This window comes from Spirosoma lituiforme, from assembly GCF_054776635.1.
Map to the genome: position 1 here is coordinate 126237 of NZ_BAAHBO010000003.1, position 12401 is coordinate 138637.

General features: G+C 52.0%; 11 protein-coding genes. 5 read left to right on the forward strand and 6 right to left on the reverse strand.

From position 1 onward, the window contains the following. Positions 1-63: 63 nt before the first annotated feature. Positions 64-2520, reverse strand: a complete 2457-nt coding sequence (thrA, locus tag ACYU87_RS12780; RefSeq protein WP_461134472.1) for a bifunctional aspartate kinase/homoserine dehydrogenase I — start codon at positions 2518-2520, stop codon at positions 64-66. Between the two features lie 404 nt (positions 2521-2924). On the opposite strand from thrA, the gene ACYU87_RS12785 reads away from it, so the two are divergent. Both ACYU87_RS12785 and ACYU87_RS12790 read left to right on the forward strand, forming a co-directional pair. Continuing rightward, positions 2925-3644 carry a ferritin-like domain-containing protein gene (locus tag ACYU87_RS12785; RefSeq protein ID WP_461134473.1) on the forward strand — a complete coding sequence of 240 codons (720 nt, stop codon included), beginning with the start codon at positions 2925-2927 and terminating at the stop codon, positions 3642-3644. A 15-nt stretch (positions 3645-3659) separates the two neighbouring features. Beyond that, the gene (locus tag ACYU87_RS12790) at positions 3660-4403 is read left to right on the forward strand and encodes a ferritin-like domain-containing protein (protein WP_461134474.1); all 744 of its coding nucleotides are present in this window, start codon (positions 3660-3662) and stop codon (positions 4401-4403) included. Positions 4404-4507: 104 nt separating this feature from the next. On the opposite strand, the gene ACYU87_RS12795 is transcribed toward ACYU87_RS12790, so the two are convergent. Continuing rightward, positions 4508-4912: a nuclear transport factor 2 family protein gene (locus ACYU87_RS12795; protein WP_461134475.1), complete on the reverse strand. Its 405-nt coding sequence runs from the start codon at positions 4910-4912 to the stop codon at positions 4508-4510. Positions 4913-5006: 94 nt separating this feature from the next. On the opposite strand from ACYU87_RS12795, the gene ACYU87_RS12800 reads away from it, so the two are divergent. From ACYU87_RS12800 to ACYU87_RS12810, 3 genes are all read left to right on the forward strand, one after another. Then, the gene (locus ACYU87_RS12800; protein ID WP_461134476.1) at positions 5007-5804 is read left to right on the forward strand and encodes a helix-turn-helix domain-containing protein; all 798 of its coding nucleotides are present in this window, start codon (positions 5007-5009) and stop codon (positions 5802-5804) included. A 123-nt stretch (positions 5805-5927) separates the two neighbouring features. Beyond that, on the forward strand, positions 5928-7283 hold the full coding sequence (locus ACYU87_RS12805) for a neutral/alkaline non-lysosomal ceramidase N-terminal domain-containing protein (RefSeq protein ID WP_461134477.1): 1356 nt from the start codon (positions 5928-5930) through the stop codon (positions 7281-7283). Between the two features lie 114 nt (positions 7284-7397). Further along, positions 7398-7688 carry a hypothetical protein gene (locus ACYU87_RS12810; RefSeq protein ID WP_461134478.1) on the forward strand — a complete coding sequence of 97 codons (291 nt, stop codon included), beginning with the start codon at positions 7398-7400 and terminating at the stop codon, positions 7686-7688. Between the two features lie 42 nt (positions 7689-7730). Here ACYU87_RS12810 and ACYU87_RS12815 read toward each other — a convergent pair whose 3' ends face one another. The 4 genes from ACYU87_RS12815 to ACYU87_RS12830 form a co-directional block, all read right to left on the reverse strand. Then, positions 7731-8942, reverse strand: coding sequence for an ATP-grasp domain-containing protein (locus ACYU87_RS12815; protein ID WP_461134479.1), 1212 nt, complete (start codon positions 8940-8942; stop codon positions 7731-7733). A gap of 156 nt (positions 8943-9098) precedes the next feature. Then, a complete protein-coding gene (locus ACYU87_RS12820) occupies positions 9099-10574 on the reverse strand; it encodes a leucyl aminopeptidase family protein (protein WP_461134480.1) in 1476 nt (491 codons plus the stop codon). A gap of 9 nt (positions 10575-10583) precedes the next feature. Beyond that, a complete protein-coding gene (locus tag ACYU87_RS12825) occupies positions 10584-11660 on the reverse strand; it encodes an alpha/beta hydrolase (RefSeq protein WP_461134481.1) in 1077 nt (358 codons plus the stop codon). An 82-nt stretch (positions 11661-11742) separates the two neighbouring features. Further along, positions 11743-12171 (reverse strand): response regulator, encoded by a 429-nt coding sequence (locus ACYU87_RS12830; RefSeq protein ID WP_461134482.1) that lies wholly within the window; start codon positions 12169-12171, stop codon positions 11743-11745. Positions 12172-12401: the final 230 nt, after the last annotated feature.

Consider the following 12401-nt stretch of genomic DNA (forward strand, 5'->3'; position numbering starts at 1 on the left):
TCAGTAGTTGCTCCCTTTCTATTCATCAGAATACAATGGTACCTTGACAAGTTCTCATTTAAACTACGCCAAATAACTACCAATGCTCACCACGTCGGCGAAGACTCCGGAAGCTGTTACTTCGGCACCGGCACCGGGCCCTTTTATCACTAGTGGCCGGTCTTTGTAGCGTTCGGTGGTGAAGGAAACGATATTGTCGGCACCGGTCAGCTGATAGAACGGGTGTTCGGCATTGACTGGCCGCAGACCGATTGTGGCTTTATTGTTCTCGAAACTGGCCACAAAGCGCAGCTTTTCACCCCGCTCGTGTGCGGCACGAAGCAAGTCTTCAAAATAGTCATTGTTGCGCTCCAGTTCGGTGAAGAAGGCGGGCACCGTGGGCGCATCCAGGCAGGACTGCGGTAACAGAGTATTGATGGTTACGTCCTCCGGCTCCAGCGGAAAACCAGCCTCACGCGCCAGAATCAGGATTTTTCGGGCTACATCTAGGCCGCTCAGATCATCGCGGGGATCAGGTTCGGTATAGCCTTTTTCTTTTGCTTCACGCACCACATCGGCAAACGAGAGACCGGGCTGAAAGGTGTTGAAAATGAATGACAGTGTACCCGACAGGATTGCTTCGATTTTTAGAAACCGGTCGCCGGAAGTCATTAGCCCCTGCACCGTGTTGATAATGGGCAGACCAGCTCCTACATTGGTTTCGTAGAGAAACTTAACGCCCCGGTTCAAGGCCGTACGCTGCAACCGCCGGTACTCACTGTAAGGACCGGAATTGGCTACTTTATTGGGCGTAACAACCGAGATGTTGGCATCCAGCAATGACTCATAGAACTGCACAATGTCTTTGTCCGATGTGCAGTCGATGAACACCGAGTTCGGCAGGTTGTAATCTTTGATTTTTTCGACAAACGCCGGCAGCGACGTGGTTACGCCATCCATCAGCAGACGTTCCTGCCAGCCGTCCAGCGCAATGCCTTTGGTATCGAGTACCATCTTTTTGGTATTGGTCATACCCACCACGCAAACCTTGAGCAGTTTCTCCGTGCGCAGGTATTTCGACTGATCGTGGATCTGCTTCAGTAACGTTTTCCCGATCAGGCCCGTTCCGACGAGGTATAGATTCAGTACCCGCGCTTCTGACTGGAAGAAGATATTATGCAGCGAATTAAGCGCTTTGGACAGGTTATTTTTGTTAATGACTACCGAGATATTGATTTCCGATGAGCCCTGCGCGACGGCCACAATATTGACCCCGTTTTTACCCAGCACCGAAAACAGCTTTCCGGCGATACCTGAGCTTTTTTTCATTCCCTCACCCACCGTGGCAATGACGGACAAATCGCGCTCGATAGCGATGTTATCAATGTGCCCGTGCGCGATTTCGGCGGCAAATTCAGCATCCAGAACAGCCTTTACATTTTCGGCTCCGCGCGGGTCGATGGCAAAGCAAATCGAGTGCTCCGACGATGCCTGCGAGATCAGAATGACACTGATCTTGTGCGCAGCCAGTACGCCGAACAATTTGGCCGATACCCCCGCCACGCCAATCATACCGGACCCCTGCACGTTTACCAGGGCAATATCGTCGATGCTCGAAATACCCGTTATGGTGTACTGGCGACGTTCGGCTGTACGGCTGACGATGGTACCTTCGTGCGCCGGGTTAAATGTGTTTAATACCCGAACTGGAATATTGCGGGCAAAGGCCGGTTGCAGACTCGGCGGATAAATCACCTTCGCCCCAAAATGCGAAAGCTCCATAGCTTCGGCATAGGTTATGGTCGGAATGTTGAATGCATTGGGCACTTTTCGTGGGTCGGCCGTCATCATGCCATCCACGTCGGTCCAGATGTCGATCACGGTAGCATTTAGGGCTGCCCCCAAAATGGAAGCCGTATAATCGGAGCCACCACGCCCCAGGGTCGTTGTTTCGTTTTTTTCGGTCGAGCCAATGAAGCCCGTTATCATTTGCAGGTCCGTTGCTTTGGCAAAGTGGTCCTGGATGAGCTGGTTGGTAAGCGTATAATTTACTTCAGCCTGCCCGAACTGGGCGTCGGTTTTAATGAGTTTACGGGCATCACAAAACTGGGCCGGAATACCCCGGCTCTTCACACATTCGGTAATGACCGTTGTCGACAGGCGTTCGCCAAAACTGGTGATCAGGTCGTGAGTGCGCGGAGACAACTCCCGAATTAGCGAAACACCCCGCAGCAGATCTTCCAGTTCGTTGATGATGCCCCGAACGTGGGCGAACACTTTGCTTTGCTCTTTTACCGGAATCAGCGCCTTAACGATGTTGAAGTGACGGTCTTCGATCCGCCGAACCAGTTCCATGTAATCCGTTTCCCCGGTAGTGGCCATGCGGCCTATTTCGATAAGCTGGTTGGTAATACCGCCCATCGCCGAAAAAACAACAGCGATCTGATCGCCCTGCTGCCGATGGTTTTCAATGATCTGAATGACCTGCTTTATACTGTCTACGGACCCTACCGAGGTACCGCCAAATTTAAGAACCTGCATTACGACAAAAACGAAAAGGTGAGGGCTAACGAACAGGCCGTCGACTGGGCAACGGCTCGATTAGCCAAGTTAATGATGAGGATGTTGATGAGGGTAGTTTCTGGCAGGCAAAGATACTAGGGCCGTCAGATTTTCGGGCGTTTATCGGGCATGAAAGTCAGACGGAGCGGCTCCGGCTTTGTTTTATCCCTCCCCCAGCAAGCCAAATGGCGAAAATAATCCGCCCGAAGACGGTAGTAGACCGCTCTGTTTTTTGCTTAAACTGCTGACACAGGCCATGTTGACGACACGCTTTTAGCCGGTTTCTCCCTGAAAATAAATCCAAATTAGTCACGACGGCGTAAGTGTGTCAAACTGTCTGGCAAAATAGCAGTTGTATTGACACACTTACATTAAACTACGTTATGAGCAAGCAACAGAACGAATCGGGCCTGACCATGCTTCCGGGCCAATTAGAGCCGGTGATGGTCGGTCGTCGGCTATTTCTGCGTTACGCAGGCGCTTTTGCGGCAGGAGGTGTCATCCTGGCATCCTGCAAAGAAGGAGAAGAAAATCCAACAACCGTTATGGCATCCGTCGACCTGGGAACGGGCGATGTAGGCATCTTAAACTACGCGTTTGCGCTGGAACAACTGGAAGCGGCTTTCTATACGCAGGTTCTTCTGACACCCTATAGCGGTATGACCGATACTGAAAGAGCCGTTCTGACCGATATTCGGGACCACGAGATCGTTCACCGCGAGTTTTTTAAGGCCGCCATTCCAGCCGCGAATCGCATTGCTGATCTGACCCCGAACTTTACAAGCATTAATTTTGGTGACCGGACCAGCGTATTGGGAACGGCTAAGGCATTCGAAGATCTGGGCGTTTCGGCATACAACGGGGCGGGGCCATTGATTACAGACGTGAATTACCTGGCGCTGGCGGGTAAGATTGTATCAGTAGAAGCGCGTCACGCAGCCGCTATCCGCGATTTGCTGAACCCAAAATCAGCTGACTTCGCCGGTGACGATGTGGTAACGCCAAGCACCGGACTTGATGTGTCCAATTCACCATCCGTTGTGCTGCCCGTTGCGCAGAAGTATGTGAGAACACAAGTCACGGCCACCAATCTTCCCAAGTAAACCTGATACAACGTCATGAATCTATTCAACATAATCTCTGACCTCGAAAAGGCTGATCCCGACATCAGCGATCGTTACAGCTTTTACTCTCGCCGGAATCTTCTCAAATTTGGCTCTAAACTGGCCGCGGCTGGTATTCCAACGTTGGTCGCTGCCAGCTTGAACAAAGCACTCGCCCAATCGTCAGCTCCTACGCAGGCAGCCATCAACGCCCTCAATTTTGCGCTTACGCTCGAGTACCTGGAAGATGAATTCTACCGTACCGCACTATCGACAACGGGACTGATTCCGTCGTCTGATCAGACCGTTATCAACCAGATCAGCAAACACGAAACGGCACACGTTGCTTTGTTGAAGAGCGCGTTGGGTACAGCAGCCATTGCCAAACCAACGTTCAAATATCCAACAAACCCGTTTGTCAATTACGCAACATTCCTGGCCGTTGCCCGTTCATTGGAAGATATTGGCGTTCAGGCGTACAAAGGCCAGGCGGGTAACCTCATCAATGACAAAGCTATTTTGAAGACGGCTCTTCAGATTCACTCGGTGGAGGCCCGGCATGCGTCGGAAATTCGTCGGATAGCAGGTATGAAAGCCTGGGTCTCTGATACCACGCAAACAACATTCACACAGGGTGGTGTTAACCTAAAGACATTGCCAAATGTATCGGGCATTAGTGACGATAATTTCCGCGGGGCATTCGACGAACCATTGACTCAGGCGCAGGTCCTGGCCATTGCGGGACAGTTCTTGGGGTAAAACTCATATATAGGGAGACCGGGAAACCGGCAGGGTGACGGAAGGCATCGGGGATTTTCTCCGGTGTCTTTTTTTGTGCCTACCTTCAGCCCGAGCCTGCTTCTCTAGTGGTAAACGGCCTGAAAGAATTCATCTACCTTATGCTGATCTTCAGGAAAGTTATATACCTCCGTAATTTTGCCCTCCTTAATCCTCCACAACAGGCACGACATTCCTTTGAAATTAGCCGTTCCGGCGAGAGTACTCCAGTTCTCATGGCAGTCGATCACGTACTGATCATTGACACCCATTACGATAGGGCGGGCTTGAAAGGCAGCCTTGCCTAATTGAGAAAAATAACTCAGCACCTCGTCAATACCCGTTTTTACCCCACTCAAAGGATGTTTACCCGGAATGACCCACCGAATGTCGGGGGCAAGAATTTCCTGGATCAATGCCTGATCATTGGTGGCGTAGGCTTGAAAAAAGCGATTGACAAGGTCGAGGTTGGGGTGAGACTGTATCATCATAATTTATGTAGCGGCTTGAACTCGGCCACAAAATTATAAGGGCCATCTTTGACGAAATGGTGATAAAAAGACAAACTTTTGTTCATACCGGCCAATGTCCAGACAATTTGTAAGTTGCGCGTCTATTACCGATCAGCAGACGGATTCATTCATTAGCTACCATCAACAGCTGGGCTGCTTTTATTCAGATTGGCACCAGCACCCGTGGGGCCAGCTCGTATACGCCGAGAATGGCTGCATTCACGTAAACAGCGAAGGGAGAAAGATACTTGTGCCTGGCTGGCACGGCGCCTGGATTCCGCCGAATACACACCACGAGATCTGGTCTGATAGTCCACACGTACACATGCGGGCTCTGTGCTTTCGGGTAACACACGCCGAGGTTTCGCTGAATCGTCAGCTTGCGGTATTTCCCGTTTCGTCGTTGCTCAGAGAAATGATTCGGTACACAGAACGATGGGCACAGAACAGACAGGCTTCTCCCCAAGCCACTCCCTTTCTACAGGCGCTGCAAAATCTGTTACCGGACGAAATCACGAAGGCCATTCCCATTTGTCTACCATCGACAAGCCACGAAAAACTGGCGCAGGCCCTGGATTACATCCAGCAGCATTTACACGAAAAAGTAAGTATTCAGGAGGTAGCCAGCCACATTGCGTTTTCGGTCCGTTCATTAACCCGCCTGTTCACGCAACAGACAGGCATCTCGTTTTCAAGCTATTGCAAGATAGCCCGAATGATGAAGGCGTTGGAATTCATCGAGACAGGGATTGATACTGTTTCGGAACTGGCCGAACGGGTTGGTTACGACAGCCTGTCTACCTTCAGCAATAATTTCCTGGCTGTGTGCGGAAACCGTCCGTTACACTTTATTCAACAAAAGAGACAATAAAAAACATAACTTTCTGGTCTGACTGACACGAACCGTATACACACCCTACATTTGTGTTATTACTGACCACGAAAGGGCCAGGTTCAGTAAACGGCAAACCCGTTCGCGTTGGCCACAAGCTTTATGAAATTCTTCCGTATTCTCCTGAAAGTCCTGCTGGGACTCGTTGTGTGTATTCTGCTCTTTCTGGCGGTTAGTCTGGCTCCGGTCGATGAGACGCCTTACCAGCAGATGCCTTACTATACCCAAACAAAAGAGCGGCTGGCCCAATTACCGGCGTCGCCAACGGCCAAAGCCCCCCTCCGGGCGGGCTGGGCAAAAGCCAATATTACGCCCCCCTATCCAACGCCAACGGGCGGGTACGGTGCCCGGCGCGGCAAGCTTTGGCACGTGGTTGCCGACTCTATTTTTGCCCGGGCCATCGTTCTCGACAACGGCGGTACCAAAGTCGCCGTGGTGGGGCTCGACCTACTCATTACGCCCCCGACGGTGGTCGAATTGCTCAAAAAACGACTTCCCGAGCTGGGTCTACGCTGGGAGAATGTGTACATGGGTGCCATTCACTCACACAACAGCGTGGGTGGCTGGGCGCCGGGCGTTGTGGGCCAGTTAATTGCCGGTGGCTACGACGAAAAAATCGTGACGCGCGTAACCGATGGTATCCTGATGGCCATTCGTAACGCGCAACGTAACCTGGCTCCGGTAGAAGTAGGATTCGGCCAAACCGACGCCAGCGACCACATTTATAACCGCATCAGTTTCTCGGGACCAACCCAGCCGCTCGATGGTATGATCCGGCTGCTGAAGCTGAAAAAAGCAACCGGCGAATCGGCTTTGCTGTGCACGTTTGCCGGCCACGCTACACTGTATGAAGACAGTATGTGGAACTACCTCAGCCGCGATTATCCGGGATCACTGGTGGATCGGCTGGAAAAGAAGTCGGCTGATTTTGCGGTGTTTATGGCCGGGGCTGTTGGCAGCACAGGACCGGAAGCCCGCGGCAAAACCGATTTTCAGGAAATTCGCAACTACGCCGGTGATCTGGCGCTTCGCATCGAACGAACCGTGCCCCAAATCCAGACCCAATCCGATAGTGCACTGGCTATGCTTACCCTTCCGCTTGGTCTGCGCGAACCCCATCCACGCGTTATTGGCAACTGGCGGGTGCGTCCCTGGCTTTTCTACGCAGTTTATGGCGACTACCCCTCCGACCTGAAAGCACTGCGTATTGGTAAAACCGTATTACTCGGCACCCCCTGTGATTATTCGGGCGAGTTTGTGGCCGACTTCAACCCACTGGCTGCGCAGAAAGGTGTTAACTTGATGATTACCAGCTTCGATGGTGGTTACATTGGCTACGTAACACCCGACCGCTATTATAACCGCACAACGTACGAAACCCGCGACATGAACTGGTTCGGTCCCTACAACGGCGCCTATTTCGAGGAAATGATGATGGGGTTGTTGAAAAAGATATAACCCTCACCAGCGGGGTGGTTATCTTGAAACTTTACGCCTGAAAGTCAGTTGATAGCATACCAGATTGTCAACGATTTAGTTGGTAGCTGTTTACTCAACAACTGATCTTTTCTCATGCGTACACTCGTATTTTTACTGGCCGCTGGCCTTTCCAGTTCAGTCTGTCTCGCCCAAAGTGATACAGCCAAAGTAGTAAGACAAACACAACAGGAACCTGTTGACAGACAGGTTGCTATTCCGGGTGTCGATACGCCCATATCGGGTGGCGGCATGACGGCCCAGACGCCCGTTAATCCGATGCCCCCTGTACAAAACAACAAAAAACGAAAAACCTTACCCCCCAGCGATCCACGTGCGTTTGGCGTGTCGGTGCCGGTTGGTAAGGCCAAAAAAGATACGTTATAGTTTACTTGTATCCCAATCAGTACATAACGGGTTGGGATACAATTAGCTGGTTGGCTTTTCCGGTAAAGGAGCCGATGCGTGGAACTCCTCATAAATCCGGTGCATATAGTCGTCCAGCAACGCGCGAATCCGGGACCGATCTTCGGACTGAACAATCAAACCGACATGGTATTCGCGGTTCATACGCCAAAAAATTTCCGGCTCCGTAAAGACAGACAGATCAGGCCATTGGTGACGAGCCAATGAGACAATGAGACCGGCATGACCACCCGTATCGGTGGGTGGCAGATAATGTTCTTTACGCGCCATAGCGGTTTCGAGTTTAGCCCATTCGCGCCATAGATTCACGCCCGAAGCGGCCTCGACCATTTCGGCAATGTGCGCGCCACCAACGCGGGAAGCCGTTTCCAGAAAATACAGTTCCCCATCATGATCACCCCGAATGTATTCGGAGTGGGATGCACTATAACGCATGCCGAATGCCGACATCACTTGGTCGTTGATCTGCTTCAGCGCATCGGTTTCGGGCGTATCGACCTGGAGCGTTCCGGTGCGAAATACGCCCCCGCCGTGGGCCACTTCCATCGGTGTGGCCAGGTACTGACTAACCCGCGTAAAAACGGCTTTGCCATCGACGGATAAGGAATCGACGTGGTAAACTTTTCCCGGCTTAAATTCTTCAATAAGATAGGTATGCCGGTTGTCGCCCAGCAGATGAATGGCCGACCAGGCTTCATCCAGCGAATGAACTTTGCGGATGCCCGTCGCCGAGGCCTCCGACCGCGGTTTGATTAGCCAGGGAGACTCCGTTGTTTGTAAAAAAGCCGTTACCGTCTCATCGTGGAAGAGCGCACAGAAAGCTGGTACCCGAACACCAGCCGCAAAAGCCCGTGTACGCATGGCCAGTTTATCCCGAAAATAACGCGAGGTCGTCTGGCCCATCCCATCAATACGAAACGTCTCCCGAATCAGCGCGCCCTTCTCCACATCGAAGTCATCCAGTGCCACAACGCGATCAATTCGGCGCGAGCGCATGGCGTGGGCCAGCCCGACAATCATTTGCTCCAGCTCTTCGGGAGCGTTGCTGGGAGAGTTCAGAAAGAACATCTCTTCGATGCACTCGCGGGGCCACGCTTCATTGGCAAGCTTCTGGTCGGTCAGTAAATACACGGTGTTACCCAGCTCCTTACAGGTTCGCATAAACTCCTGCCCCTTCAGAAAGGTAGCGATACACAGAAAAGACAATTGGCTCATACTTTGGGGGTTCAAGGTTAGTTTTGGCCCGCTGGACGTGACTGAATCGTACAAATTCCGACAATCACTTCAGGGGCGTTACGCAGCCGCAATTGAATCAATGAACTGCATTTGGCCAAAAAAGATACGGCCAAATGCCTAAACAACGAACGTTTCTTATCTTTTTTCTACGATAAGTCGTTGCAAATAGTCGATTAACAGGCGAATACCAAAGCCGGTTGCGTTCTTCTGCGAACCGAATTCCGAGTCGGCAAAGGCCATCCCCGCAATATCCAGGTGCGCCCAGGCCGGGTGCTTCTCGCTGAAAAACTCCAGAAATTTAGCCGCGCTGATGGACCCCGCCAGCGGTTTTCCACTGTAATTTTTCAGGTCGGCCACATCCGATTTTATATCCTCCAGATAGGCGTCCCAAACGGGTAAGCGCCAGAGTTGTTCGCCCGTCTGATTAGCCGATTCGATGAGTTGGGCTGCCAGCAAATCGTTTGGTGTAAACAGGCCAGCCGCCTGGTAACCCAGAGCCGCAATAACGCTTCCGGTCAGGGTGGCCAGATCGATGAGCACATCGGGCTGGAAATTACGCACCATGTACCCCAATCCATCGGCGAGGATAACGCGCCCTTCGGCATCGGTATCGATGATTTCAATTGTTTTGCCGGAATAAGCCGTAATCACATCGCCGGGTTTGGTCGAACGCCCATCCGTCGAATTTTCGGTCGATGGAACAATGCCGATGACGTGAATGGGCAGTTTTAGTTTAGCCGCTACTTCCACCGTGCCCAGCACGGCCGCAGCCCCCCCCATGTCGCTCTTCATCAAGTGCATATTGCCGGATGTTTTGATCGACACACCACCCGTATCGAACGTAACTCCTTTACCCACCAGCCCTACTTTACGGGGATTGTCGACTCCTTCCGGTTTGTATTCGGCAATGATCAGCACGGGCGGCACCTCGCTTCCCTGGCTCACACTCAGTAGCGCCCCTAACTTTTGCCGTTCCAATTCGGCCTTGTCGAGAATCGTTACGGCATAATTGTACTGACTACCCGACGCAAGGGTCCAGTCGGCCAGCGTCTGGGGATTTTTGTAGTTGGCGGGCGCATTCATCAGGTCCAGCATCTGAAGCTGGGTTTGGGCAATGGCTTCTCCCCGAATCAGCGCTTCCTGCGCGGCAGCCCGTTCATCATCCTTGACATAAAGGGTCAGTCCGCCTGTTGCGGAAAAGAAAACCGGTGCCTCGGTCTTATCGGTCTGGTAGAGTTTAAGGGTATAGCCCCCTCCCCGAACACCCAGTACAACCCCTTCAACAACGGTACTATCAACGGCCGTCAGATCAATGGTCAACTGCGCGGGTAACTTACTTTTCTGATCGAAGAAGAACTTTCTAAAGGTCTTCAGCCAATCCATTTGCCTAGGATCGCTGCCCAACCCCAACAGCGTTGTTTTCTGGCCCAACGGACTGTAAACCGCCAGAACCTCTTTGGCTCCGGCCGTAAAATCGCGCTGTAGTACGTCGATGGGCAAACCCAGTTGAGGGGCCAGGGCGGTCAACTGATCAGCCAGCGCATCGGTTTGAACAAAAGGAATGATAAGATCGCCGGTGGTGGGCGATTGAGTCGTTAAGGTAATAGTCATATATAAGGCTTAATAAAACAACCACTCTACTGCTTTAGGAAATTCGAACCCCCAATGGGCTTCCTGGTGGGTGCCGGTTGGATCAACCGACACGCGAATATCGATAGCATTTCCACCATAATTCTGACGAACCAACGATTCGTTGAATCGCTGGATATTAGGCACCATATATTCGGATTCTTTCTCCCCGCCATACGCGTATATTTTCATAGGCACGGGTGCCTTGAAGCGAATGGCATCGAAATAAATTTTGGGGGAAATCCAGAGCGACGGTGAGAAGACCAGTAGTCGCCCAAACACGCCAGGGTGGAGCAGACCAGCGTAGATGCTAATCAACCCACCCAGTGAACTACCGCCCACTCCCGTGTGAGCCGCACCGGGCAGGGTACGAAACCGGGCATCGACGAGGGGCTTTACGGTGCGAAGAAGAAAATCCAGGTAATACTGCCCCCGACCTTTACCGGCCCGTGTCTGGTGAAAGGTAAATTCCCGGATACGCTCGTCGTTGGCGTGATCAATGGATACCAGAATAACTTCGTGACGATGGCGGGCCGCGAGTATGGCCATTTTCTGATCGACTTCCCAGCTCCCGTAGCCCGACCCGCCCCCAAACAGATTCTGGCCATCGTGCAGATACAGAACGGGATAGGCTTTGTTCGACTCCTGGTAATCATGGGGTAGTAACACATGCACCCGGCGGGTGGCCCCTCGTTGCGGAGCCTCCAGCGAATCGCCGAGTAATTCTATTTTAGGCAGTAATTTCGGATTGAACGGCATACCGAACCACCGCCAATGGGGCACGTAATCCTGTATTATCGGTTCGGCAGAAGACATCACCCGATCTGATACACCCTCGCCCGACGCATCCAGTTCGACGTGATCCCAGCCACCCCGCGTGTATTTATAGACCAGCGTTTCGGGCAGTTCCAGGTCTGCGGGAAACTCATAAACAAACTGACCTTCTCCAGTGGCCTGCATTTGAAACAAATCCAGATCGGGAAGCCAGTCACAAAAATTACCCGACACAAACACCGGCCGATCGTCGGTGCAGTGTGTGCGCAATTCCAAACGTATTGATGAAGACATACGTACAGAATCGGATACGGGCCCCAGTTGGTTCAGACTCCGCCCGGAAAGTTAGGGTGTCGGCAACGTATGTTGCTCTCCATCAGGCCAGTGCCCATTGCTCCATGAGTCCCTGCGCCAGCACAACCAGCTGATTGTAGTTGGCGGGTTTCGTCATGAACTGATTGGCCCCCAATGCTAAACTACGCTGAAGATCCTGGTTATCCGACGAAGTAGTCAGCATAACAACGGGAAGATGGGCAAACGTAGGCGTACTGCGCACTTGTGTCAGGGTATCAAATCCATTCTGACGACCCATATTGATATCCAGCAGAATTAACCGGGGTAATTTCTGACAGGAGGCCAGTTTTGGCAAAAGCTGATCGCCATCCGCCAGCGTCAGTACGCTGATCGGGCAGGGTGTATCCTCGAAGGCTGAGCTAATAAACAAACGATCGTCTTCGTCATCATCAACGACCCAAACAGTTGGTTCACCTGGGTAACCAAAGCCCGTAGGCAAGTGAAAAGCCATAGCAGATAGGGTAAATATGAAGTACGCAAACAAAAAAAATCACCGATTGACTACGCTACAGTAATTTAGTGCAAAACGGCTACCCAGACTGTGGGAGCGCATGAACTGCATTCGGCGGTTTATACCTGTACGCTGGCCGTATGCGAAAGTGTTGCACACTGATTATGGGTAAATCAGTCGATGAATCAACTCTATGAGCCTACTGTGCAGATTGCCAGCCATTGACTAGT